17 protein-coding genes are annotated in these 25266 nt (G+C 57.9%); 9 read left to right on the top strand and 8 right to left on the bottom strand.

Annotated elements, in window-relative coordinates; translation table 11 throughout:
• Positions 1 to 83: 83 nt before the first annotated feature.
• Both clpB and B142_RS0106515 read right to left on the bottom strand, forming a co-directional pair.
• Positions 84 to 2642: an ATP-dependent chaperone ClpB gene (gene clpB, locus B142_RS0106520; protein WP_018120744.1), complete on the bottom strand. Its 2559-nt coding sequence runs from the start codon at positions 2640 to 2642 to the stop codon at positions 84 to 86.
• A gap of 170 nt (positions 2643 to 2812) precedes the next feature.
• Entirely contained in the window at positions 2813 to 4210 is a 1398-nt protein-coding gene (locus B142_RS0106515; protein WP_018120743.1) for a sodium/glutamate symporter, read from the bottom strand.
• A 242-nt stretch (positions 4211 to 4452) separates the two neighbouring features.
• Here B142_RS0106515 and B142_RS12940 point away from each other — a divergent pair, with 242 nt between their 5' ends.
• The 3 genes from B142_RS12940 to B142_RS0106500 all read left to right on the top strand — a co-directional run bounded on the left by B142_RS12940 (position 4453) and on the right by B142_RS0106500 (position 8506).
• Positions 4453 to 5679 (top strand): hypothetical protein, encoded by a 1227-nt coding sequence (locus B142_RS12940; RefSeq protein WP_018120742.1) that lies wholly within the window; start codon positions 4453 to 4455, stop codon positions 5677 to 5679.
• 63 nt (positions 5680 to 5742) lie between these two features.
• A complete protein-coding gene (locus B142_RS0106505) occupies positions 5743 to 7782 on the top strand; it encodes a hypothetical protein (RefSeq protein ID WP_018120741.1) in 2040 nt (679 codons plus the stop codon).
• A 79-nt stretch (positions 7783 to 7861) separates the two neighbouring features.
• Entirely contained in the window at positions 7862 to 8506 is a 645-nt protein-coding gene (locus tag B142_RS0106500; RefSeq protein ID WP_018120740.1) for an ABC transporter ATP-binding protein, read from the top strand.
• Here B142_RS0106500 and B142_RS0106495 read toward each other — a convergent pair.
• Positions 8501 to 9328 (bottom strand): nitrilase-related carbon-nitrogen hydrolase, encoded by an 828-nt coding sequence (locus B142_RS0106495; protein WP_018120739.1) that lies wholly within the window; start codon positions 9326 to 9328, stop codon positions 8501 to 8503. The two genes, B142_RS0106500 and B142_RS0106495, sit on opposite strands and share 6 nt — an antisense overlap.
• 112 nt (positions 9329 to 9440) lie before the next feature.
• Between B142_RS0106495 and B142_RS0106490 the strand changes: the two genes are divergently transcribed.
• Both B142_RS0106490 and B142_RS0106485 read left to right on the top strand, forming a co-directional pair.
• On the top strand, positions 9441 to 9761 hold the full coding sequence (locus B142_RS0106490) for a hypothetical protein (RefSeq protein ID WP_018120738.1): 321 nt from the start codon (positions 9441 to 9443) through the stop codon (positions 9759 to 9761).
• A gap of 2 nt (positions 9762 to 9763) precedes the next feature.
• Positions 9764 to 11017: an alpha/beta hydrolase gene (locus B142_RS0106485; protein WP_018120737.1), complete on the top strand. Its 1254-nt coding sequence runs from the start codon at positions 9764 to 9766 to the stop codon at positions 11015 to 11017.
• Between the two features lie 6 nt (positions 11018 to 11023).
• Here the strand turns inward: B142_RS0106485 and exaC are convergent, their stop codons facing one another.
• From exaC to dnaK, 5 genes are all read right to left on the bottom strand, one after another.
• Positions 11024 to 12538, bottom strand: coding sequence for an acetaldehyde dehydrogenase ExaC (exaC, locus tag B142_RS0106480; RefSeq protein WP_018120736.1), 1515 nt, complete (start codon positions 12536 to 12538; stop codon positions 11024 to 11026).
• A gap of 244 nt (positions 12539 to 12782) precedes the next feature.
• Positions 12783 to 13244, bottom strand: a complete 462-nt coding sequence (locus B142_RS0106475; RefSeq protein ID WP_018120735.1) for a heat shock protein transcriptional repressor HspR — start codon at positions 13242 to 13244, stop codon at positions 12783 to 12785.
• 30 nt (positions 13245 to 13274) lie between these two features.
• Complete coding sequence (dnaJ, locus tag B142_RS0106470) at positions 13275 to 14468, bottom strand: molecular chaperone DnaJ (RefSeq protein ID WP_018120734.1); 1194 nt, start codon at positions 14466 to 14468, stop codon at positions 13275 to 13277.
• Between the two features lie 25 nt (positions 14469 to 14493).
• Complete coding sequence (grpE, locus tag B142_RS0106465) at positions 14494 to 15282, bottom strand: nucleotide exchange factor GrpE (RefSeq protein WP_018120733.1); 789 nt, start codon at positions 15280 to 15282, stop codon at positions 14494 to 14496.
• Entirely contained in the window at positions 15283 to 17145 is a 1863-nt protein-coding gene (dnaK, locus tag B142_RS0106460; RefSeq protein WP_018120732.1) for a molecular chaperone DnaK, read from the bottom strand.
• A gap of 446 nt (positions 17146 to 17591) precedes the next feature.
• Between dnaK and B142_RS0106455 the strand changes: the two genes are divergently transcribed.
• The 4 genes from B142_RS0106455 to B142_RS0106435 all read left to right on the top strand — a co-directional run bounded on the left by B142_RS0106455 (position 17592) and on the right by B142_RS0106435 (position 25247).
• Complete coding sequence (locus tag B142_RS0106455; protein ID WP_018120731.1) at positions 17592 to 21047, top strand: proline dehydrogenase family protein; 3456 nt, start codon at positions 17592 to 17594, stop codon at positions 21045 to 21047.
• A 181-nt stretch (positions 21048 to 21228) separates the two neighbouring features.
• A protein-coding gene (locus B142_RS13240) for an IS3 family transposase (protein ID WP_407927000.1) occupies positions 21229 to 22571 on the top strand; the annotation gives its coding sequence in 2 pieces (ribosomal slippage) (positions 21229 to 21670 and positions 21670 to 22571; 1344 coding nt in all).
• A gap of 140 nt (positions 22572 to 22711) precedes the next feature.
• On the top strand, positions 22712 to 24139 hold the full coding sequence (locus tag B142_RS0106440) for an AI-2E family transporter (RefSeq protein WP_018120728.1): 1428 nt from the start codon (positions 22712 to 22714) through the stop codon (positions 24137 to 24139).
• Between the two features lie 25 nt (positions 24140 to 24164).
• On the top strand, positions 24165 to 25247 hold the full coding sequence (locus B142_RS0106435; protein WP_018120727.1) for a nucleoside hydrolase: 1083 nt from the start codon (positions 24165 to 24167) through the stop codon (positions 25245 to 25247).
• Positions 25248 to 25266: the final 19 nt, after the last annotated feature.

Below are 25266 nucleotides of genomic sequence, written 5' to 3'. Positions count from 1 at the left end.
CTAGTGCGCTAGCCAGCCAGCGCACAGCCCGGTATGCAGCCACCCAACGCTAACCACCCGGTACACACCGGGTAGTTCAGCTACTAACTGGAAATCTCCAGCTCCTCGCCGCCGTCGGCAAGCGAGACGTGCACAGCATCGCCGTCCACGACCTCACCGGCCAGCACCAGCCGCGCCAGCTTGTCACCGATGGCCTGCTGGATCAGGCGACGCAGCGGACGCGCACCGTAGGCGGGATCATAGCCGCGTTCTGCCAACCAGCCCTTCGCCGCCGAGTCCACGCTCAAACTCAGGCGCTTGCCAGCCAGGCGTTCACGCAGTGTATCCAGCTGGATATCCACGATGCCTTCTAGCAGCTCGCTGGACAGTGGTTCGAAGGTCACCACATCATCCAGGCGGTTAATGAACTCCGGCTTGAACGCGGCCTTCACCGCATCCATGATCTGCTCGCGATCGCCGCCTGCCCCCAAGTTCGAGGTCAGGATGATCACCGTGTTGCGGAAGTCCACGGTCCGGCCCTGCCCATCGGTCAGCCGGCCTTCGTCGAGCACCTGCAGCAGCACGTCAAAAACATCCGAGTGTGCCTTTTCCACCTCGTCGAAAAGCACCAAGGTGTACGGGCGACGTCGCACGGCCTCAGTCAACTGGCCGCCCGCGTCGTGGCCGACGTATCCCGGAGGCGCACCGACCAGCCGCGAAACCGAGTGCTTCTCGCCGTATTCGGACATATCGATGCGCACCATCGCGGATTCGTCATCGAACATGAACTCCGCCAGCGCTTTCGCCAGCTCAGTCTTGCCGACGCCCGTGGGCCCCAGGAACAGGAAGGATCCGGTCGGCCGGTTCGGGTCGGCGATGCCCGCGCGGGAACGACGCACCGCATCGGAGACTGCCACCACCGCGTCTTTCTGGCCGACGACGCGGCGCGCCAGGATATTTTCCATATCCAGCAGCTTTTCGGTCTCACCTTGCAGCATCTTGCCAGCCGGAATGCCGGTCCAGGCGGAGACGACCTCGGCGATGGTGTCCGGGGTGACTTCCTCGCTGAGCATAGTGTTGCTGCGTGCCTGCTCAGCGGCTTTGTCCTCGGCCACGGCGATCTCGCGTTCCAGCTCATTGATGCGGCCGTAGCGCAGCGTGGAGACTTTCTCGTAGTCCCCCTCGCGCTCGGCGATTTCTGCTTGCCGACGCAGATCGTCGAGTTCTTCCTTCAGCGCCTGGACATCATCGATGGCCTTTTTCTCGTTCGCCCAGCGGGCTTTCAACTCGCCCAGTGATTCGCGCTGGTCCGCCAGTTCTTGCTGCAGGCGCACCAGCCGCTCCTTGGACGCGGCGTCGGATTCCTTCTTCAGCGCCAACTCTTCGATTTCCATGCGGCGGACGATGCGTTCGAGCTCGTCGATTTCCTGCGGCGAGGAATCGATTTCCATGCGCAACCGGGAGCCAGCTTCGTCGACAAGATCGATGGCCTTATCCGGCAGGAAGCGGTTGGTGATGTACCGGTTGGATAGCTCGGCGGCCTGCACCAGCGCGGAATCTTGGATGCGCACACCGTGGTGTACTTCGTAGCGTTCTTTCAGGCCACGCAGGATACCGATGGTGTCTTCCACCGAAGGCTCACCGACGTAGGTCTGCTGGAAACGACGCTCCAGGGCGGCATCTTTTTCGATGTATTTGCGGTATTCATCCAGCGTGGTCGCACCAACCAGCCGCAGTTCGCCGCGCGCCAGCATCGGTTTGATCATATTGCCGGCATCCATCGAACCTTCGCCAGTAGCACCGGCACCAACCAGCGTGTGCAGCTCGTCAATGAACGTGATGATCTCGCCGTCCGAAGATTTAATCTCTTCCAGCACGGCCTTCAGCCGCTCCTCGAATTCGCCGCGGTATTTCGCACCCGCAACCATCGAACCGAGATCCAGCGAAACCAGGCGCTTGCCTTTCAGCGATTCTGGCACGTCACCACCGACGATGCGGCGTGCCAGGCCTTCCACGATGGAGGTCTTGCCGACGCCCGGCTCACCGATAAGCACCGGGTTGTTCTTCGTGCGGCGGGATAGCACCTGCACGACGCGGCGGATTTCCGAATCACGCCCAATGACGGGGTCAATCTTGCCTTCGCGGGCCTGCGCGGTGAGGTCGGTGGAGTATTTCTCCAGTGCTTGGAAGGAATCCTCCGGGTTTTCCGTGGTCACCTTCGCAGCCCCACGCACGGCCGGGAATGCGCCTTTGATGGCGTCGTAGGTAGCGCCACGGGAGGTCAGCAGCTGCGCGGCGTCGGTTTTCGAGGCTGCGATGGCAGCCAGCAGCACCTCGGTGGAAACGTATTCGTCGCCAAGCTCACCAGCCAACTCTTGGGCTTTGGTGAGTACGTTGAGCCCATCGCGGTTGAAGTTCGGCTTAGCCACGCCTGCGCCTTCAGCCTTGGGGTAGCCCGCAACGAGTTCGGCGGCTTCTTTGCGCACCGTGTCTGGGTCTACTCCGGTGGCTTTCAGCACCGGGGTGGCGATGCCTTCTTCTTGGCTGAGAATTGCCTGCAGCAGGTGTGCCGGGCGAATGTCCGGGTTGCCTGCCGCCGAGGCGGTTTGCAACGCGGATTGTAGGGCTTCTTGGGTTTTTGTCGTGGGGTTAAAAGAACTCATGGTGTGTCATATCCTCCCTGATCTTCCCTGATTTTGTCATCATTTCAGGGGCTTCATTGGATACAACACACCATGAGTTGAGTCTATTCCACTCAAGTTAGGATTTTGTGGAATTTTTTACGAGATACTTGCGTCGCACCCGCTCAAGTTTAGGGCAACGCCCATCTCGCCTACGCCTTGCCCTGCATCGCAGGATCCGGCCCGTTGCCATTGACGTCCACCACGCCCTTGGCCATGATCGCGCCGCGCACCGGCATCCAGCCACCAAACTTGGCGGTCAGGTACACCGCGATAGCAATCGCCAGCGCCAGCCAACCCAGCCCGGCAGTCATTCCATAGATCACTGCCAGCGGAGCCAGCACCGTCATACCGATCTCAAATGGGCCGAAGCCCACATAAGCCACGCCGTATTCGGACAAGGTTCCGGATTTCAGCTTCGGGTCGACGATCTTCAGGATGGCAATACCCGTGGCCACCGTCGCCGTTGCCCAGCCCCATCCGAAGATTCCGCGCTCCAGCCACGCAGCGCCGAAGAATTCTGCCGGGAACCACAGCAAGAAGAAGGTACAGAACACAGTGCCCAGAACAAACAGCAGCAACAACGCCTGCCAGTAGGAAGCCACGGCAGCGGGCACAATCGCTGCGATACCGAAGGCGATCAGGTAATCCGTCGACGCACCGGATACCGAAGAAACTGTGTCTTTGTCCAGGTAGTCACCGGCACCAATGCCGTTCATGACGGCACGGAAAATCAGGCCCACCACCAGGGACATCGCAAATAGCGGGATGGAGACGTTGTCCCACAGGTGGGAAATTCCGGTGTTGATGCCGTAGGCGGTCAGCACCGTCAGCATGATAAAGCCTAGGTGCAGTGCGAGTGGCTCGATAGCCGATGGGTTGGTGGAGGCACGACCAATCGATGGGCGTTCGCTGAGGTTTTTGATGTAGCCGCGGCGCAGTTCTTCTGGCAGCTCGCCGGGAAGCTGCGAGACTTTATTCCGGCGGATACCCCAGTTACCCGCGATCACACCACCGATAATAGCGGCCAATGTGCCGACGGTTGCAGAGGTAAAGCCCAGCGACGAAGCCTCAGCCGCACCAACGCCTTCCAGCGCGCCACCCACGGCCGCTGCGGTACCGAAACCACCGGTGAAACCGACCGGCAGCATCATGCCGAACCAATCCGGAGTATCAAATACCGGCGCGAACAGGTACACGCCCAACACGACGAACAGGCCCCACTGCGCGGTGAACATGAAGGTGGAATACGCCCACATATTGCGCGCACCCTTGCGCACGGAGCCACCCAGTTCCATGGAATAAGCCATGGACGCAAACACCACGGCGATCAGGATGGAGGTATAACTGCCCAGGTTCTCGGAAAAACCGACGATATTCAAAACGTTGGGCCCCAGCAGCAAGCCCAGCAAACCAGCGGTCACTGGTGCAGGCAACAGCAGGTCCTGGAAGAAGAATTTGATGCGATGGCGCAATACGTTACCGATAATCATCAGCAACGAGATAAAGCCAACGTCGAGCATGAGGTCGTACGCGGAAAAGCCTTCCATGAAACACCTGCCTTTACAGAGTGAGCGTGAACTAGATCGTGCAATGCTTGCGCCTGGACGCACTATCCTGTGATCTAGACGAAGCCGCGCCTGATACGGCGATCAAAACACAGCACGAGAACGAGATGATCATAGTACCCATGCCGTAATTGTGCTACCCATTGCTATCGAGTTCTCGCTCAACGCTAAGCATCCAGCACAGCCCAGCCAGCACCGCCCGGTCCGCGCGATATTGTGGAGGCATGACTATCCGGGATCTCGCCAGCCTCGCCACGCACCTGCGCGCCCACCCTGCGACGTTCCGGGATGCGGTGCACCGCCATTTTTTCGCGGCTCTTCCCGACGCCCGCCAGTCCTTCCCCATGGATGCTTCGCAGGCCCACCGCGGGCTCGCCGAGTCTTTCGCCGCAGCCTTCGATGCCCCGGACCTCGATGAGTATTTCGCTGACCTGGGCCGCTCGCACCGTCGGCACGGCTTCCCGCCGGATACCTACCCTATTTTCGCCACTGCCACCCGCCAGGCTTTAGCAGAAATCGATCTTGCCGACGACGTGCTGCAGCAGGCCGGTGCGCTTGTCGACGACATCGTCGAGTGCATGTCCGCTGCTGCGCACGAGGCGGATGTGGCTGGGATTCCGCCTGCGCACATGGGGCAGGTGGTCGATGTGGAACGTGTTGATGCCCATACTCGCATCGTGCGCCTGGAATGTGGTCTGCCGGTTGATTATGAGCCCGGGCAGTATTTTTCTGTGGCTACCACATTGATGCCGGGTGTGTGGCGCACTTTGGCGGCTGCCCGCCCCGCTGATGGCTGCGGCACACTGGAATTTCACGTTCGCGATGTCTCGCAGCTTCCTGGCGCGTCGGGATATTCGCGGAGGTTTATGATGACGCGCCCCGGAGATCAGTGGACACTGGGCAACCCGGCTGGCCAGCTGGAGCTGGATCCGCATCGTGAAAGCCTCATCATTGCTTTTGGGACCGCGGTGGCTACCCTGCGCTGTTTATTATTCGCGGCTTTTGATGCCCACGGCGAGCAGCATGCCCCGGTACAAGCGCTGGTGATCAATGACTTTCCCGGCCAGCATTATGAGTTGGCCACGCTTAACAGCCTGGATAACCTCACCCCGTGGTTGGATGTGCACGCATTTGCCCGCCATGATTCTGATCCGCATTGGTTGAAACCACAACGGGCCCGGCGTCGCGACCTGCAGCGGGTGCTTGCCGACGACAACGACGGCGAGGACACTGGCTCATCTGCGAGCTTATCGGTGGAGGAAAAACCAGAAGAGACAATCGCTCACTACCGCGATTGGTCCGAGCACGACGTGTTTATCTTGGGTCCGGAAGCTGAAGTCACGGGGATGCTGGACGCTTTTACGGCAGCCGGATTAGACCCGGATACCGTGCAGACCCAGAGCTGGGGTCGCACGGGTGTGGATACCGCGCCGACGGCGAAAAACCAATAAAGTTATTTATTCGAAAAAGACAAAATCGTAGACTTACCATAGTAGTTTTGCTTAAATGACTACATGAAACGACAATTCAATTTGTTGTCGCTAAGCTTAAGCTTCGCTTTTCTGCTTAGTCCGATCGCCGCATTTTCCGCGACGAGCTTCCTGGACGACAGGCTGCTGCCATTCAACGAAGCCGCTGTGGTCATCGACGGTGCCTCCGGGCTTCCCATCGCCACTGACTTTCGCAATGACCTACAAAACTTCGTCGACGACCATGACGCGACAATCGCCTTTGATGTCGTCGATGGTGATCTCGCTGCAGAACACACTCATTTGGCTATTGCCACAGGTAGTGATGCATCCGATAACCAGGTTGCACAATGGTTAGCGGGAACGAAAAATCCGCAGCCCTTTGATCCGCAAAAAGCCAGAACCACTACCAGTTTTTCTCGTCTGGATAGCGATGACGTTCGCGGAATTTATTACCTCAATGGCCCATCAGATATCAAAGGGAAATTTGTAGATCTAGCACACGAACACGGATACACTACCGTGCCCACGGATGATGGTTCATTGTTGGCAACAATTCCAACTCCGGTGAAACTGACGGCCTTAATCATTGGCTTATTGACTTTTATCCTTGCCGGGCTGCATGCCATTCTCGGCAGTCGCCGTTATGCTATCCACAGTGTGCACGGGTTACCACACAGTTTCAGCATTGTCGGTGATTGGCGCTCCAGCGTCCCGGCGATAGCTGGCACAGCCACTGTGGTTAGTGCTGGCACCACCTTCTTCCTCCACGGTTACAATGGCTTCGCACAGTGGCAGCTATATTCCGCAAACGTGTTTATCTTCGCAGGCCTGGGAGTTTTATGTGCTGTAACAGGCTATCTCGCAGCATTTGTCGTCATCACACGCACCAACGTTCTTAGTGCGCTCAAGGGCAACCTCGTTTCCCGCCCACTGTCTTTTTCCACCCACGGCATTCGCATCGTCGCACTGTTTTTTGGCTTGGTGTCAATCGCTTCGCTTGTCATGTTTATCCAGGAAACCAACCGTCATGCGGAATATTCTCAGGAATGGGCCAAGCGTAGCGATGTATTCAGCGCTTTAGTATCCGGCGGAATTGGCGATGATATGAAGCAATTGGGGCCCGAATTACGCAGGCTCGATCACGAGCAAAAACTACTATTCATCAATAGCTTCTGGCAGTCTTCGTTAGAATTTTCCACAACCAGTCGGATACTGGCCAACCAGGAATTCGCGCGACAAGAAACCCCGATTTCTGAGGAAGTGCTTTCCGATGCTGCCAAGAAAAATGAAACTATTATTTATCTTCCCGCAGCAGCTGATGCAGCAGTTGTGACAGAAATTCGCGAAGGTCTCGCCGGGGAAGCAGAATTCGCAGAAAGCACCGACTACGATCCTGCACAACGCACCAGGGTCGAATATCATAAACAACCATTTACGGTTTTTGATTATTTCAATCCTGGCGGTTCGCTGACTAAGTCTCCATTGCTGCATTCACCAGAACTCGTAATTTTGCCTCCTGGCTTGCAGCCGCTCAGCGACCACAACATCAGTGCAACTCTCACCCGAACCGAAATTCTATTCACTGACCACGGTGCCGTAGAACAATTACGCAATGAATCTCCTGCCGGAAAGTACGTCTTAGCCAGCCGCCCCATGATTGATTATTGGGGGAAGTCCAACAAGTCGCTATATTCTGATCTGCGCAACACGACTTTTTCCACACTGGTGGCGATATTCATTATCATCATTGCCGCAATTTCTAGCACCGTGCTGTTTTTCAACCGCTGCCACCACCAACTCCGGGTTTACGAGATTCTGGGCTATCCCGTAGTACGAAAATTCCGCGGGTTAATTATCACAGAACTTTTCTATGTGTTCGCCATTGCTATCTGGCTAATTCACAGGTATTTCTCGTACCAAGATTATCTAGCCATCAATACCCCGATGAGCTGGATATTACGTTTGGAAGCACCGTCGATTTTTACTGCCCTATCCGTTTTTGCCATTCCCGTTTGCACCACACTTACTGTATTTTTCACCATCATTGCACGTGAACGTACCCACATCCGCCACCGCACGTAATGCCTGCCTGATTCCGGGCTAATGCCGCGCTGATGTCGGGACCACAACCTCACTGCCTGCTACCAGAAAAGAAATCGCCATGCTTGAAATCAACAATGCGAATAAAAGTTTCGGCCCGAAAGATCTATTCCGTCATTTCACTGCCACAGCTGCTACTGGACGTATCACCGCTTTAACAGGAATTTCCGGGTCTGGAAAATCCACTCTGCTTAATTGCATAGGTGGACTCGATACTCTGGACTCTGGCTCTATCGAATTTGCAGGCACCGCCATCACCGGACTGTCGAAAAGCAAACTTCGAGCCTTGCGACAGACTACCATCGGCTATTTATTCCAGGATTATGCCCTCATCCCAGAACAAACCGTTCGCAACAATCTCATTCTCGCACTTCCGCGCGACCAGCGAACTCTGCTAGGCGCTGCTACAAAGCCGGGGCTGCGCGCTATCGACACCGCCTTAACCGCGGTCGGCCTCGAAGGTTATGCGTCCCGGGAGGTATACGCATTATCCGGTGGTGAACAGCAGCGCGTCGCTGTTGCCAGGCTGCTGTTGCGCACCCCCTCGCTCATTCTTGCCGACGAACCCACCGGCGCTTTAGACGCTGCCAACCGCGACGTCGTGCTCCAACATCTTCGCACTCTTGCCGACGACGGCGCGACCGTACTCATCTCCACGCATGATCCCGCCGTCACCGAATTTAGTGACGCAGAAATACGGCTATAGCTCACGCGTGCCACGCAGCACCGGTAGTGCTTTCCGGGCTTTCGCTAGTTCACCAGCAATATCGTCGAGCTCCACATACAGGATCTCGTCGTCGTAACCAGCTTCGGCTAATAACTCGCCAGTAGGACTAAGCACCCGCGAATGCCCCAGCCCGGTCGGGCCGGATTTTTCCCCACCCTTATCCGCGCCTCCGGGGCGGGCTTGACCAGCCGCCAGTAGATACACCGTGGCATCGAGTGCCCGGGCGCTCGTCAACACCCGCCATTGCTCCAGCTTGCCCGGGCCGTCCGCCCAGCTGGTAGGCAGCACAACAAGCTGGGCACCATCATCGGCCATCTTTTTAAATTGCTCCGGGAAACGCACATCGTAGCAGGTCGCTACGCCAACTTTGTGTCCCGCAACATCAACCACCACGGTGCTCTCCCCCGGGTGCACGGTATCGGATTCGCGGTAGGCGAAAGCATCGAAGGTGTGGATCTTGTCATAAAACTCGCTGTTTCCGCCGCCTGTCACGAGGGCGGAGTTGTACACACGGTTGATGGTTTTCCCGTCGACCTCCACCGTATCGGCGGGGCGGAACATACCGACGACGACTGTCACGCCGAGTTCGTCGGCAAGCGTGGTGATTTCTTCCGTGAAATACTCGGCATATTCCTGGGCGTTGCCATCCAGGCGCCCGGAGTCAAAGGCTTGAAACGTCGCCTCCGGCAGCACAATCAGCTGCGCGTCACTACCTGCGGCCTCAGTAATTTTATCTTTGGCCAGCGCCAAATTCGCTTCCACGTCGGGTCCAGAGGTCAGCTGTACTAGTGCGATCTTCATGATGCCAGTCTAATCGCGCGCCACCGCGCTGTGTTGTGGATAACTTTATTTATCCACAGGCATAGCTCGCACCGGCTAGCCTCGCAGCGCAATCCCACGCAGACTCGCACCCATGAACTTTCTGCAATTCACCGATTCTGCTCTTGACCTACTCGCCACACACGCCCGGCATCGATTCGCACCGCGTATCGCAGGTGCAGCTGATCTCGGTTCCGCCAGCACGGCACACCCCACCAGCACTGCAGCTTCCACCCCAACCCTGGCTGCGCTGCGTAATGCGGAAGGCAGCTGGTATGACACCGCCGTCGACATTGATGACCAGCTCCAGGCCCACCTGACAGAGATGCGCGGAACCTTCTGCGCACTCGCCGAAGACGACGAAGCCATGGCGTATCACCTCAACCACACGCTGTCGGCATCGAAAGGATACTGATCATGGCTCTCACCACCGCCGCACAGGCCAGCATGACCACTACCGCGCAAGAAATGTACTCCGCTGCCGCCGGAATCCGCTCCCGCGCCAGCGCCCTCGAGCACGACCACCAGCAATTTTCCGGTGACATCACCAGCATGGTGGGCTTCGAGTTCGACGGCGCAGCTGCCAGAGCTGGTATTGACCGTGCCCGTGAGATCATTGACGCCATCACCACGGCAACGCGCAACATGCGCACCATCGCCGGAATCGTTGAAAGCTTCGCCGGGCACATGGAATGGGCCGAGCGCCTGGAACGCATCGCGACTGCCACCTTGAATGCGGTTCCTGCCGGTCCGGCGATATCACAGGTGCTGCAGGCCATCCAGCTGATTGGCAAAAGCATCGACGCCGCCTGCGCTTTATCTATTGAGGCCGCATGCTTCGGATCGCAACACCTGCCGCACCGTCTGGGGGATTTTTTGCCCTCCGCACTTGGCCGCACCCGACCTGACGGTGCCGTCGACCTGGACATTGATGATATTCACACCATCCAAGCCTGCCGGGCGCCCGATCCGCTCTTGGCACACACCGTGGATCACCCCGATCTCCGGTTGCTGGAAGTATCCGATAAGCACTGGGCAGGCATGGTCGGCCCGCCACCGGAGGAAACCGATAACCTGGTGGTATTCGTTCCCGGCGTGGGTTCGGACGGCAATGACAGCATCGGTGGGCAAATCGACCGCGCCCGCACCCAAGCAGCGGCGATGGGTGGCACGGGGGTGGTCTACGGCTACGATGCCCCAGATCAGTTGCTCAGCGGTACATCTACAGGCGCAGCAAAAACCGCGGGGCCGCAGTTGCGGGATTTTCTTGCCGACGTCGATGAGCGCTACCCCAACCACCACGTCACGGTCGTCGGCTATTCCTATGGATCGGTGGTGGTCGGCAATGCAGCCGGTGGCCAGGTACCGATGCGTGCCGACGACGTGCTATTCGTTGGTTCGCCTGGCACGGGTCTGGCTAGCACAGACGAAATGAACCTGCGGGGTGATAATCCACAGGTTCATGCTGCCCGACGCGCCCTGGATCCGGTCAGTGGGATGGCTTATTCCAATGGCGGGCTGTTCGGGGTGAACCCGGCCGCACCCACGTTTGGTGCCCACCCCTGGCCGGGAGAAGGGATGCGCGATCACAGCGGATTCTTTGCTGATGAGGCTTATCTCGACGGTTTCGCTGACCTCGCACACCGGCGGGGCTTGGCAGGGCCAGAGTGACCAGATTTAGAACAGCCCGACCGGGTTTTCGGCATAGGAGACCAGCACGTTCTTAGTTTCTTGGTAGTGTCCGAGCATCATCAGGTGGTTTTCCCGGCCCAAACCAGACTGCTTATAGCCGCCAAATGCCGAGTGCGCTGGGTAGTTGTGATACTGGTTCACCCACACACGACCGGCTTGGATATCACGTCCGGCACGGTAGGCGATATTTCCGTTGCGCGTCCACACGCCACTGCCCAAGCCGAAGTCCGTGTCGTTGGAGATCCTGATGGCTTCGTCGTAGTCCTTGAATGTGGCCACGGACAGCACCGGCCCGAAGATTTCTTCGCGGAAAATCTTCATATCGTTGGTGCCTTTGAACACGGTTGGTTCGATATAAAAGCCACCGCCGATGACCTCGTTGACGTTGCCGCCGATCAGGGTTTCTGCGCCTTCTTCTGGTCCGGACTTCAGATAGGAGACAATCTTGTCCATCTGTTCCTGGGATGCCTGCGCGCCCATCATGGTCTCGGTATCCAACGGGTTGCCGATCTTGATCTGCTTCACCCGCTCAAGTGCACGTTCCAAAAAAGCATCGGCAATATCTTCGTGGATCAACGCGCGCGATGGGCAGGTACACACTTCGCCTTGGTTCAGCGCGAACATGGTAAACCCTTCGAGACATTTGTCCAGGACCTCGTCGTCTTTGTCCATGATGTCCGGGAAGAACACCGACGGCGATTTTCCGCCGAGCTCCAGGGTGACCGGGATGATCTTGTCTGCCGAAGCCTTATTAATCAGCTTGCCGACGGGCGTGGATCCGGTAAACGCGATCTTCGCGATGCGATCCGACGATGTCAACGCGACACCGGCTTCGTCGCCCAGCCCGTTGACAATGTTGAGTACACCGGGTGGCAGCAGATCCGCGATCTTTTCCACCAGGTACAGGATGGAGACCGGGGTTTGTTCTGCTGGCTTCAATACGATGGCGTTTCCGCTGGCCAGGGCCGGGGCCAATTTCCAGGCTGCCATGAGGATCGGGAAGTTCCACGGAATGATCTGGCCGACGACGCCGAGTGGCTCGTGGAAGTGGTAGGCGACGGTGTCGTCGTCGATTTGTGAGAGTCGTCCTTCTTGGGTGCGGATAGCAGAGGCAAAGTAGCGGAAGTGATCTACGGCCAGCGGGAGATCCGCTGCTAGGGTTTCGCGTACAGCCTTACCGTTTTCCCAGGTCTCTGCTACCGCGAGTTCTTCCAGATTGTCCTCAATACGCTGGGCAATCTGCAGCAAAATATTGGAGCGCTCTGCCGCTGAAGTTTTCCCCCAGGCTGGTGCTGCCTTGTGCGCGGCATCCAATGCGCGTTCGATGTCTGCTTTGGTACCGCGTCCGAATTCACAAAAAACTTTGCCGTTGACCGGTGAGATATTTTCCAGATATTGTCCTTCTGCGGGCGCTACCCATTCGCCACCAATGAAGTGGTCATAGCGCTTTTTGAAGTCGACGATGGAGCCTTCTTCGCCTGGGTTTACGTACACGGTCATGAGGTTGACACCTTTCTTCCAGATAGTGCAGCCGTTGCAGCTAATGAGCGGTGTATTGCACATTCACTCCGCGCATTATGAGCGCGGTCACAACAGCATGCCGATGTACTACGACATCATAGCGTGACCTAGGGCACAAAGAAAGGTTTTACAGAATAAAATATCCCCACAGAAACCAATGGGATTCATCAGCTTCTGCGGGGATATCAGCGACAACCGGTTTTACGGGACGACGCTAGTCGGATTAATTCCGGCGTCCACGTCCACGGCGCGACGAGCGCGGCTCCCACATCACCACGGCCGAAGACCGCGGGACGTGCACCAACTCGCCTTTGCTCGAGTTCGCCCGCGCCGGCGCCGAACTCGATGCCGAGCGCAGTTTGCCGCGTAGCTCTTCGACCTCGGCGGCCAACTGGTCACGTTCTTCTTCCAGCGCGTCACGCTGTTCCGTCAGCTCAATGATGGCCTTGATTCCAGCGAGATTAACGCCTTCATCTTGGGAAAGCCGCTGGATTTTCCGCAGCATCGCGATATCGCGCTGCGAATAACGACGCCCACCACCGCGGGTGCGTGCCGGTGTCACCAGCCCGAGCCGGTCATAGGTTCGCAGGGTTTGCGCGTGCATTCCGGATAGTTCAGCAGCCACGGAGATAACGAAGACCTCGCGATATTCTTCACGGAATTCCTCGTGCGAATCGTTCGCCATGGTGTTGTCACCTCCTGTGGTTGCTTGTCGTTATTTATGTGGATTTCCGGCCCAACCGGCGCGGGCATCGAAACCGGAATCTTTTTCTGCCTGGGCGTAGGTGCGCAAACTAGATTTCGCGGCATCATCCAACGACGTCGGCACCGTTACCTGCACTTTCACGTGTAGATCACCATGCTTGCCGGAAGATTTCTTGATGCCTCGGCCACGCACCCGCAGGGTGCGACCGTCGGCCGTTCCCGCCGGGATTTTCACCCGCACCGGCGCATCCAGTGTCGGCACGGTGATCGTATCGCCGAGCGCGAGCTCCGCGAACGATACCGGGACCGTCAACACCAGGTCATCGCCGTCACGGGAGAAGACTTCGTCGTCACGAACCTTAACCGAAACGAACAAATCTCCGGATGGCTTGCCCTGCGGGCCAGCCTCACCTTGGCCTGCCAGGCGGACTTTTTGCCCATCGACGACACCGGCCGGGATCCGCACGGTAATCGAACGGGTCCGATTCACGGTTCCGCTTCCCGAGCAGGTCTCACAGGGGTCGGTGATCTTGGAACCAGTGCCGTCGCAGTTCGAACACTGCTGGGAAAATCCAAAGGCTCCCCGGTTTTCGCTGGTGTAGCCGGTTCCGTTGCACTGCCCGCAGGTGGCTTGTTTTCCGGATTTCGATCCGGAGCCGTGGCAGGTAGTGCACGGTGCGTTGCCGCGCAGCTCTAGCGGGATCGTCGTGCCTTTCGCAGCTTCTCGAAAGTCGAGCGTAATGGAGGTTTCGACGTCGGCGCCTCGCGTCGGCCGAGCTTGGTGCCCACCAGCACCGCCGCGGTTAAAGAGGCCGCCGAAGATGTCACCCAGACCGCCGTCTTCAAATGCTCCTCCAAATCCGCCAGCCCCGGCCGGGCCGCCTTGCGAGAAGAAGCTGTCTTGGCTTTGCGACGAGCGGCGAAACCCGCCGGGAAAGCCGGCGCCTCCAAACCTGCCGCCCCCAGCACGCAGCATCGCTTTGAATTCGTCGTATTCCTTGCGCTTCTTCTCGTCGCCAAGCACGTCGTAGGCAGACGCTGCCGCCTTGAACTTGGCGAGTTTCTGCTCGTCGTCCGGGTTGGTATCTGGGTGGTTTTCCCGGGCGATTTTGCGGTAAGCGCGGCGAATCTCAGCTTTTGAGGCATCGGAGGAAACGCCTAGGTCCCCGTAGTAATCCTTATTGGCCCATTCACTCTGGGACATGGTCCGTCCCCTCCTTCCTCATTGTTTACTGATTGTCGTTCGCCTGTGCGGATGCGTCAGAGCCAGATCCAGTTTCCGAACCTTCTGGATCAGCGATGATCACCATGGCGTTGCGCACCAGGCGGTCTCCTACCTTGTAGCCCTTACGCAAAACCGTGCCGACGACTTGCTCGCCACCGCTGGACAGATCCTGCACGGCCTCGTGGATCTCCGGGTCAAATGCTTCGCCCGGTTCACCGAAGGTCACCAGGTTCTGGCCCTTCAAGGTTTCGAGGAACTTGGAGCCGAACTTCTCCAGAGGGGATCCTTCTTCCAGATCACCGTGCTGTTTGGCCAGTTCCAGATCGTCCAGGATTGGCAGCAGTGCGGACAGTACCGAAGCCTTCGCGGACTCAGAAACGCTCTGGCGTTCCCGATCGCTACGGCGGCGGTAGTTGGTGTATTCCGCGTTCAGCCGCTTGAGATCGTCGGTGCGTTCATCCAGCTGACGTTGCAGGGCCTGCTCTGGGGTTTCGGCCTCATCGGCTGCAACTTCTTCAGCACCAGCCTCTGTGGCCTCGTCGGCAACCGCATCACGGGCAGCCGCTTCGTCCGCGGCCGTGCTAATTGGCTCTTCTACTTCGTCAACCTCAGGTTCCACAGCGACGTCGTCGGCAAGACCGTCTGCTCCGGCGCCACCGGAAGGCTGCCCAGTTTCCTGCTGGGTCGCCTCGGCAGCATCCGCGGCGGCTTCTGCCTGTGTGGCAGAGGTAGCCTCCGGGTCGGTCGCGTCCGGGGAACCGGGGTTATCCGGCATCTCGTCCCGGTTGGTCATTTACTTGTCACCCTTTGCGTTCTCGTCGGAGTTGTCGGCATCGTCCTCGTCGACAACTTCAGCGTCGACGACGTCGTCGTTGCCGCCAGCCTGGCCGGCGTCGCCATCAGCCTGTGCCTTCGCGGCTTCAGCCTCGTACATCGCCTGGCCCATGGCCTGGGATTCGGTGGACAGCTTCTCGACGGCAGACTTGATGGCCTCGATGTCGTCGCCCTTCAGTGCCTCGTCGACGGCATCGGCGGCTTCGGTGACCTTGTTCTTGGTCTCTTCGTCGACCTTCTCGCCGTTCTCGTCCAGGAACTTGCGGGTCTGGTAAGCAGTGTTTTCCGCGTTGTTGCAGGTCTCCTGCTCTTCACGACGCTTCTTGTCTTCCTCGGCGTGTGCCTCGGCGTCCTTGACCATCCGATCGATCTCTTCATCGGACAGGCCGGAGCCTTCCTGGATCTTGATGGTGTTTTCCTTGCCGGTGCCCTTGTCCTTTGCCGAAACGGAGACGATGCCGTTGGCATCGATGTCGAAGGTGACTTCAACCTGTGGGACACCGCGTGGAGCTGGAGCGATGCCACCGAGTTCGAAGGATCCCAACAGCTTGTTGTGCTGCGCCATCTCGCGCTCACCCTGGAAGACCTGGATCTGCACGGAAGGCTGGTTGTCTTCCGCAGTAGTGAAGGTCTCGGATTTCTTGGTTGGGATGGTGGTGTTGCGCTCAATGAGCTTGGTCATCACACCGCCCTTGGTTTCGATACCCAGCGACAGTGGGGTGACATCCAGCAGCAGAACGTCCTTGACGTCACCGCGCAGAACACCTGCCTGCAGGGCAGCGCCGGAAGCAACGACCTCATCTGGGTTGACGCCCTTGTTTGGCTCCTTACCGGTCATTTCTTTGACCAGTTCAGCTACCGCTGGCATACGGGTGGAGCCACCGACCAAAACGACGTGGTTGATGTCGCCGATGCCCAGGTCTGCATCCTTGATGACCTGGTTGAATGGCTTCTTGGTGCGGTCCAGCAGATCCTGGGTGATCTTCTGGAACTCGGTGCGGGTCAGGGTCTCGTCCAAGAACAGTGGGTTCTTGTCGCCATCGACGGTGATGTATGGCAGGTTGATCGATGCCTGCTGTGCCGAGGACAACTCGATCTTGGCCTTCTCAGCAGCCTCGCGCAGACGCTGCAGGGCCATCTTGTCCTTGGTCAGGTCGATGCCGTTGGACTGCTGGAACTTCTCTGCCAACCAGTCGACGATGCGCTGGTCCCAGTCGTCGCCGCCCAGGCTGTTGTCACCAGCGGTAGCAACCACCTCAACGACGCCGTCGCCGATTTCCAGCAAGGAGACGTCGAAGGTGCCGCCACCCAAGTCGAATACCAGGATGGTCTGTTCCTGCTCGCCCTTTTCCAGGCCATAAGCCAGTGCGGCTGCGGTTGGCTCGTTGACAATACGCAGGACGTTCAGGCCTGCGATCTGGCCAGCTTCCTTGGTGGCCTGACGCTGCGCATCCTCGAAGTATGCAGGGACGGTAATAACAGCGTCGGTGACATCTTCACCCAAGTAGGATTCCGCATCCCGCTTCAGCTTCATCAGGGTGCGAGCCGAAATCTCCTGTGGGGTGTACTTCTTATCGTCGATTTCGGTGGTCCAGTCAGTACCAATGTGGCGCTTGACCGAACGGATGGTGCGATCAACGTTGGTGACTGCCTGGTTCTTTGCAGACTGACCGACCAGGATCTCGCCGTTCTTAGCGAAGGCCACGATCGACGGGGTGGTGCGAGCACCCTCCGAGTTAGCAATAACCTTTGCTTCGCCGCCCTCCAGGACGGAAACAACGGAGTTCGTGGTTCCGAGGTCAATACCTACTGCGCGTCCCATTACTGAATTCTCCTTAGTTCGATTTGCGAGTTCGAATTGTGAGTTCGAATTGCGTGAACGTGTTTTCTGAGTTTTCTTGGCTTGAGCCTGAACTTGATTGCCAGTGACTCAACTACAAGCGAGACTGTAGCAGACGATTTTTCGTCGTGCCAACTTTCTTGAGCATCATTCACTCAACTTTCATAACCATCCCCGCTCAGCTTTTATTCCCAGCACGGAAAAACCACGAAAAACCCCACGAAAAGGGTGAAAAATCACACGTTTCTAAAATTCCCATCACAGTCAAAAGTGTGAGTAGAGTAGCCGATAGGTGGCATAGGTAACTGCCATATTCTCCGTACACATTGCTTCTCAAATACGCACGAGCGCCCGAAGTCAGCCAGATTTCCCGGCGCTTCCAGGGCCGATTGAGACCTCAATAACTGAGAACAACTGAGAAGGACAAAATGACTGCTAACGAAACTGCTTATACTCCCCCACAAAACAGCCAAGACGTCGAGGCTTGCGTCGACGCTGCAGTAGAGCGCGCGCATGAGTGGCTGAAGGTCACCAAGGGCGAATCCTCGCGTTCCACTGAGCAGCTCGCAGACATGGTGCGCGACCCGGATGGTGTCAGCTTCACCATGGACTTCGTTGACCGCGTGATGCGCCCGGAGGACAACAAGGTTGCGGCAGAGGCGCTGTCGGAGCTTGCTGAATCCCCAGAATTCTTGAGCAAGATCGACGCTCTGATGGTCGGCGCCGGCGGATTCTTCGGCCCAATCCTTCCCAACTTGGTCATGCCGGTCGCTCGTCGCCGTATGCGCCAGATGGTGGGCCACTTGGTGCTGGATGCGGAGTCCGATGCCCTCAACAAGATGCTGGACAAGGCCGCTGAGCAGGGCCAGGACCTGAACCTGAACCTGTTGGGTGAGGCCGTCCTGGGTGAAGAAGAAGCCAAGTCCCGTTTTGACCGCACCATGGAACTGGTGCGTAACCCACGGGTGACTTATGTATCCGTGAAGGCTTCCTCGCTGTGTGCGCAGCTGAACCACTGGGATCACGACGGTTCCGTGGAGCGTTTGAAAGACCGTCTGCGTCCGATGTACCGCGAGGCCATCAGCCGTAAACCGCAGATCTTCATCAACCTGGACATGGAGGAATACCACGACCTCCACCTCACCATCCGTCTGTTCAAGGAACTGTTGTCGGAAGACGAGTTCAAGGATCTGCAGGCCGGCATCGTCGTCCAGGCTTACCTGCCGGATGCCTTCGAGGCACTGCAGGAGCTGGCTGAATTCGCCGTCGAGCGTGTGAAAAACGGCGGTGCTCCGATCAAGGTCCGCATCGTGAAGGGTGCCAACCTGTCGCTGGAGCGCGTCGAATCCGAGGTTCACGGCTGGCCACTGGCGCCATACCTGTCCAAGGCAGAAGTCGATGCCAACTACATCCGTTTGCTGGACTACATCCTGCGTGAGGAATACGCCGACGCCATTCGCATCGGTGTCGCTTCGCACAACCTCTACACCATGGGCTTGGCCGTGGAACTGGCAGAAAAGCGTGGCGTTTCCCGGCAGATCGACGCCGAGATGCTGGCAGGTATGTCCCCAGCACAGGCCAAGGCTGTGCACGACGTCGTCGGCCGCCAGATCCTGTACACCCCAGTTGTGCACATGAAGGACTTCGACGTTGCCGTCTCCTACCTGGTGCGCCGTCTGGAAGAAAACGCCGAGTCGCAGAACTTCCTGTACGCCCTGTTCGCACCGGATGAGGCTAGCGACAAGGGCAAGACCCCAATGCAGGACCAGAAGGATCGCTTCTACGCATCCGTGCGTGATCGTTGGAAGACCTTCGCTGGCCAGCGCCGTCAGCAAGACCGCAACAATGAAACCGGCCGCCAGGTTCCAGACACCGGCCGCTTCATCAACGAGCCTGACACCGACCCAGCTCTGCGCGCGAACCGCGAATGGGCTTTGGAAGCGTTGGCATCCGACCCAGGCGAGCACGGCGTCAAGTCCGTTACCGAAACCTCCGAGGTTGATGAGGCCATCAACACCGCAGTGGGTCTTGCCGACGACTGGGCAGCCCTGTCCGGCGCTGAGCGCTGTGAGGTCCTGAACTCCGTTGGCGATGAGCTGGCGAAAGCCCGCGGCAAGCTGATTTCCGTCGCCGCCTGGGAAGCTGGCAAGGCTGTCGATCAGACCGACCCAGAAATCTCCGAGGCCATCGACTTCGCTACGTACTACGGCCAGCAGGCTATCGCGTTGGATCGCACCCAGTCGGTGTTCACCCCGAACAAGCTGACCGTCATCGTTCCGCCATGGAACTTCCCTATCGCCATTCCAGTCGGTGGTATCACCGCTGCTCTGGCTGCTGGTTCCGCGGTCATCATCAAGCCTGCTCCACAGGTTGTGCACTGTGCGAAGGTCGCCGTCGACGCCGTGCGTGCCGGCTTGGAAGCCGCTGGCCAGAACCCTGACCTGGTACAGCTGGTCAACGCCGACGAGGGCGAAGCCGGTAAGCACCTGATCTCGAACGAGAAGACGGATGCTGTCGTTTTGACCGGTGCTTCCGATACCGGTGCGCTGTTCCGTTCCTGGAAGCCGGACATGAACATCTACGCCGAGACTTCCGGTAAGAACGCCATGATCATCACCCCAGCCTGCGACCCAGACTTGGCTGTGCAAGATCTCTACAAGTCCGCCTTCGGCCACTCCGGTCAGAAGTGTTCGGCATCCTCGCTGGCGATCCTGGTTGGTTCGTTGAAGGATTCCGACCGTGTCAAGAACCAGCTGGTCGACGCCGTCAAGACCCTGAAGCCAGGCTTCGGTACCGACATCTCCGTCACCATGAACGGCCTGGTCGAAGAGCCAACTGAGAAGCTCTACCGCGGCCTAACCTACCTGGAGCCAGGCGAGAAGTGGCTGCTGAAGCCAGAGAAGCTGAACGAAGAAGGCACCCTGTGGTCGCCTGGTATTCGTGACAACGTGCAGCCTGGTTCGTGGTACCACCAGAACGAGTGCTTCGGCCCAGTCCTGGGCATCATGTACGCCGAGACCCTGGAAGAAGCCATCGAGTGGCAGAACTCCACTGGCTATGGCCTGACCGGCGGTATCCACTCGCTGAACGACGACGAAGTCGAGTACTGGATGGAAAATGTCGAGGTTGGTAACGCTTATGTCAACCGCGGCATCACCGGCGCTATCGTGCAGCGTCAGTCCTTCGGTGGTTGGAAGAACTCCGTGCTGGGACCTGGTGCTAAGGCTGGTGGACCAAACTACGTTCGCCAGTTCGGTACCTGGTCCGAAGGCAAGCTGGAACACCACAAGGTGGAAATCTCCCCACGGATCACCCGTTTGCTCAAGGATTTGTCCGAGCGCCTCGACTCCCAGCTGTCCGACGACGACATCAACTGGCTGTGGCGCGCTGCCGAGCTGGATGCCAAGAACTGGCACAACGAGTTCGGCCGCTCCAACGACTACACCGGCCTGGTTTCGGAGGCCAACATCTTCCGTTACCGCCCATTCTGGGAGCGCCTGCGTGTGCGCGTCGGCAAGGGCTACAAGCCACGCGAGGTCGCACGCCAGATCCTGGCTTCGGAAATCACCGGCGTGAAGCTGAATATGTCGGCTACCCGCGAGATCGCCGAAGAGCTGCAGGAGATGGGCTTCGACTGCCAGGTTGCTAACACCAACGAATTCGCCGCTGAGCTCGGCGGTGTGCCGTCGACCCGCGTTCGTGCCATCGGTGAGGTGGAGCCAGAGGCTTACCGCGCGGCTGTGAAGTCCGAGTCGGTCATCATCGACTGGGAAGTTCTTGCCGACGGCCGTCGTGAGCTGCTGCCTTACCTGCTGGAGCAGGCTGTATCCGTGACGATGCACCGCTTCGGCATCGTCCGCCCAACTGGCCACATCCAGCGCTAGGCTATCCAGCGCTAGGCTATCCAGAGCCAAGCCATCCAGCGCTGAGTTCGCGCACCTGCGTTAGGCGCTAGTTACTAGCTGCTGGTTGCTAGCTGAGTAGACGCGACAACGCCCTGGTACTGAAGTGCTCCCCATTAGTTGGACTGAGAAATCAGTTTCTGACTAGTGAGGAGCACTTTTTATGAGAGCACGAAGTTCTTTGAGTGAATCTCAACGCGAGCAGCTCGTTGATTTGTTTGAACAGGGGCTGGGCTATAGGGCGGCGGCTCACCGGTTAGGAGTTGGCCTGTATCCGGTAAAGAGATTTGAGCGTCGTTTCAAGCTGCATGGCAGACTATGTCTTGTGGAAAAACCAACTAAGCAGCACTTTTCCTTCGAAATAAAGAAGGAAGTTGTCGATCGGTTCATTAACGGCGAGTCCAAGATGGAACTGGCTAGGAAGTTTGATTTGTCATCGGACCAACTTGTCTCTTATTGGGTGAGGGCTTGGCATGCCGGTGGTGATCAAGCGTTGCAGCCGAAACCGAAGGGACGAGCGAAAGGCAGCGCCAGCTCGAAACCGTTGACCGAGGAAGATCGGCTACGCCGCGAGGTGGAGAAACTACGGGCAGAAAATGCGTACTTAAAAAAATTGCGGGACTTGAGGAACCAGCGACGAGGCTGAAGGTCGAGGCTATCGTTACCCTCAAGTCAGCCCACCGCCTGGAGGACTTGCTGGTTGCGGCATGTCTTGCCCGGTCAACATTTTTCTATCACCAACAACGCCTCACCATGGCTGATAAGCATGCCCAGCTCAAGCAGGCAATCGTCGATGTCTTTGAGCGTATGAACCGTCGTTATGGTTACCGGCGAGTGCATGCTCAGCTACGCCAGGAAGGATGGGTCATTAACCATAAGCTGGTTTACAAGCTCATGGGCCAACTGGGGCTTAAGTCCAAGGTCAGGGCGAAAAAGAAGTACAACTCGTACAAAGGCACTGTCAGTTATATCGCAAGCAATGTAGTGAATCGATGTTTCACCCCTGATGAACCAAATACGGTGTGGGCAAGTGATGTCACGGAGTTTCGCGTTGCTGGCACCAAAGTCTACCTGTCGCCGATCATGGACTTATGCGATCGCTCGATCGTGTCGTACAGCGTTTCAACTTCACCAAATACGGCGTTTACCTCGCAGTCTTTGCGCGATGCCATCGCACAAAAATCACCAGATCAAGGATTGGTTGTGCATACCGATCGGGGATTCCAGTACCAGCATTCCAGCTGGCGCACACTTATCGCGGGTATCGGTGGTACACAGTCGATGTCAAGGAAAGGAAACTGTTACGACAATGCGGTGATGGAAAACTTCTTCGGGCACCTCAAGTCAGAGATGTACCACGGTGAATCATTTACCAGTGTGGAGGAGTTCTACCAAGCACTTGATGAATACATTCGTTGGTATAACCATGAACGCATCCAGAAACGACTCAAGGGCCTGACTCCGGTGCAGTACCGGAACCAGACCCTAAAGCCTCTAACCGCCTAGAATTAAACCAGTCCAACTTTCGGGGGCAAGTTCATTGTGTGTTTTCGTGCTCTGCCGTGCTTTGGCATTTAACTCGTGCTTTGTTGTGCTCTGTTGTACGTCGACAAGCCTATTTGCCCTGGTAAGTTATAGTCGACTGTGTGACTAACCACGATGACGACGCCACCCGCGATGCCCAGGCCGACCAGCCTGACCAAGCACCCCAGCTCAACCAGACCGACCAGGCCGACCAGGCACAGCAGGACGAGATGCAGTCCCAGCCCGCCAGCCCAGCAAACCAGATCACGGCAAACGACGGCAATGCACCCCAGCCGGGGCTCAGCAATATCACCCCAGACCGGAAAACCCCGGTGGTCGTAGAAGACGTCGATCGTTCTGTCATCTGGGCGCGCGATGGCAAGACAATGGCGGCATGGGCGTGGCGGCTGATCATCTCTGTGGCGGCATTGGCCCTGGCGTTAGTCCTTGTGTATTTCGCCTGGCGCGCGATTTTGCCGGCGATCCTCGCGATCCTGGTGACGTCCTTGCTGGCACCGGTGGCGAAGCTGCTGAAGGCCGCGAAGTTCCCACCTGCACTGGCCGCTTTGACCACGTTGTTGGGTTCGATTGGCGTCGTCGTCGGTATCTTTGCTGCGATGGGCCCGACGATCCGCTCGCAGGGCACGGAGCTGGTCAATGAGGCGGAAAATGGCGCGCGCGAACTGCTGTCGATGACAGACCGGTTGCCGTTTGACTTGGACGTCAGCAAGATTTCGGAATTTTCCGATAGCATCATGAAATTCTTGCGCAACCAGTCCGGCACTATTGCCTCGAGTTTGATCTCGGGTGTTTCGGTGGCCAGCACCTTGGTCATCACCATCGTGATCATGTTCGTGCTCACGTTCTTCTTCCTCAAAGACGGCTCGAAATTCCTGCCGTGGCTGCGGCAATACACTGGCCACGACATGGGCTGGCACGCCACGGAGCTGCTGACCCGCATTTGGAATACCCTGGCCGGATTCCTGCGCACCCAGGCCGTGGTCTCGCTTGTCGACGCCATCTTCATCGGTTTGGGTCTGTGGATTTTGAATGTGCCTCTGGCGTTTGTCTTGGCGACGATCACGTTCTTCGCTGGTTTCATCCCAATCGTCGGCGCGATCACCGCGGGCACCCTGGCGGTGGTCATTGCGCTAGTGTCCAACGGTTTGACCAATGCCCTGTTGGTTTTCGTTCTGATTATTTTGGTCCAACAGCTGGAAAGCAACGTGCTACAGCCGGTGCTGCAATCGCGGTCGATGGGGCTACACGCTGCGATCGTCTTGTTGTCCATCACGCTGGGTTCGGCACTGGCCGGCATCATTGGCACGTTTTTGGCAGTCCCGGTTGCTGCCACCGTCGCCGTCGTCATGCGCTACCACTCGGAGATGGTGGGCCTGCGCGCCGGTGATCTCACCATCGATGACATTGAAATTGCCTCGAGCGAGGACGACGAGGATACTAAAACGTCGCAATCTGCTTTCGTCAAGGTAAAACAAGCGCTCACGGACATGGTTGCTCGTGCGCGCAAGACTCGCCAAGCAACCAACTAGCCGCGCAGTAGTTAAGCTCGGCACTATGACCACTCATGCATCGACCACCCGTGCATCTCGTTCTGGCCTGCCGACGATTCTCCTCGACTGCGATCCTGGTATCGATGATGCCTATGCGCTGTTTTATTTGTCTGCGCTGCACTATGCACGCGAAATCAACCTGGTTGGGGTGACCACCACCGCCGGAAACACGACGGTGGAAAACACTGCCCGTAATGCCGCGTGGGTGCTCGCACACTGCACTCCCACTGCTCCTCGGGGTGCGCCAGCGGGTGCAACGTCGATGCATGCGGCCGCGATCTCGCCGATCCCTGTCGCTATGGGCCATCCCACCCCGCTGGAACTCGAGCTGGAGACCACCCCGGAAACTCACGGGCTGACTGGTTTGGGTTATGCCACCAGCATCTGGCCCGGGACCGTCGGCAGTGACGCTCCTGGTCACGGGGTGCGCTTGGGCTCGCAATGGCAGGATATTTGGGAACATGCACTACGCACGCATGACGACGTCCACCTGATCATTACCGGGCCCGCCACCAACGCCGCGGTGTTCGCGCAGGAACACCCGGAGCTATTCGCACGGTTTTCTGCCATCACGGTGATGGGTGGTGCCATAAATTATCCCGGTAATACGACCCCCACTGCCGAGTGGAATTTCTGGGTAGATCCCCACGCCGCGCGACAGTTATTCGAGGTTGCTCCTGTCCCGATCACCCTGTGTTCCCTGGGCGTGACCGAGCAGATGCTGCTCACCCCGGCACGGCTGCGGGAGCTGCAGAACCAGATTCCAGGCACCACATGGTCTGGGCTGCTAGAAGAGATCACGCGGTTTTATTTTGAATTTCATGATGGCGTCGGCGAGGGCTACCAGGCACAAATTCATGATTTGCTGACGGTCATGATCGCATTGGGTGCCGTCGATACTATCGGCACGACGACGTGTGTGGCCGTCGAGGCTGATTCGGAGTTGTTCCGAGGCACCAGCGTCGCGGATGTGAAAAACCACTGGGGCCGGGAACCCAACGCGCGAGTGGTCCGCGAGGCAGATATTTCGGCTGCTTTCGCCGAACTCAACCGCGCCGCACGACTGGCCGCAGGTTACCTGCGCTGAAATAGAATCCACTAAGCTT

The organism is Corynebacterium propinquum DSM 44285 (genome assembly GCF_000375525.1).
GTDB classification, from domain to species: domain Bacteria; phylum Actinomycetota; class Actinomycetes; order Mycobacteriales; family Mycobacteriaceae; genus Corynebacterium; species Corynebacterium propinquum.
The sequence above is the reverse complement of the archived record's forward strand: the minus strand, read 5'-3'. Positions and strand labels throughout refer to the sequence as shown.

What these genes read in the sequence shown, in the direction of transcription:
- grpE (WP_018120733.1), bottom strand. Translation starts at nt 15,282, where the DNA reads ATGACCAACCGGGACGAGATGCCGGATAACCCCGGTTCCCCGGACGCG.
- dnaK (WP_018120732.1), bottom strand. Translation starts at nt 17,145, where the DNA reads ATGGGACGCGCAGTAGGTATTGACCTCGGAACCACGAACTCCGTTGTT.
- B142_RS0106515 (WP_018120743.1), bottom strand. Translation starts at nt 4,210, where the DNA reads ATGGAAGGCTTTTCCGCGTACGACCTCATGCTCGACGTTGGCTTTATC.
- B142_RS0106455 (WP_018120731.1), top strand. Translation starts at nt 17,592, where the DNA reads ATGACTGCTAACGAAACTGCTTATACTCCCCCACAAAACAGCCAAGAC.
- dnaJ (WP_018120734.1), bottom strand. Translation starts at nt 14,468, where the DNA reads ATGTCCCAGAGTGAATGGGCCAATAAGGATTACTACGGGGACCTAGGC.
- exaC (WP_018120736.1), bottom strand. Translation starts at nt 12,538, where the DNA reads ATGACCGTGTACGTAAACCCAGGCGAAGAAGGCTCCATCGTCGACTTC.
- clpB (WP_018120744.1), bottom strand. Translation starts at nt 2,642, where the DNA reads ATGAGTTCTTTTAACCCCACGACAAAAACCCAAGAAGCCCTACAATCC.
- B142_RS0106505 (WP_018120741.1), top strand. Translation starts at nt 5,743, where the DNA reads ATGAAACGACAATTCAATTTGTTGTCGCTAAGCTTAAGCTTCGCTTTT.
- B142_RS0106435 (WP_018120727.1), top strand. Translation starts at nt 24,165, where the DNA reads ATGACCACTCATGCATCGACCACCCGTGCATCTCGTTCTGGCCTGCCG.
- B142_RS12940 (WP_018120742.1), top strand. Translation starts at nt 4,453, where the DNA reads ATGACTATCCGGGATCTCGCCAGCCTCGCCACGCACCTGCGCGCCCAC.
- B142_RS0106500 (WP_018120740.1), top strand. Translation starts at nt 7,862, where the DNA reads ATGCTTGAAATCAACAATGCGAATAAAAGTTTCGGCCCGAAAGATCTA.
- B142_RS0106490 (WP_018120738.1), top strand. Translation starts at nt 9,441, where the DNA reads ATGAACTTTCTGCAATTCACCGATTCTGCTCTTGACCTACTCGCCACA.
- B142_RS0106495 (WP_018120739.1), bottom strand. Translation starts at nt 9,328, where the DNA reads ATGAAGATCGCACTAGTACAGCTGACCTCTGGACCCGACGTGGAAGCG.
- B142_RS0106475 (WP_018120735.1), bottom strand. Translation starts at nt 13,244, where the DNA reads ATGGCGAACGATTCGCACGAGGAATTCCGTGAAGAATATCGCGAGGTC.
- B142_RS0106485 (WP_018120737.1), top strand. Translation starts at nt 9,764, where the DNA reads ATGGCTCTCACCACCGCCGCACAGGCCAGCATGACCACTACCGCGCAA.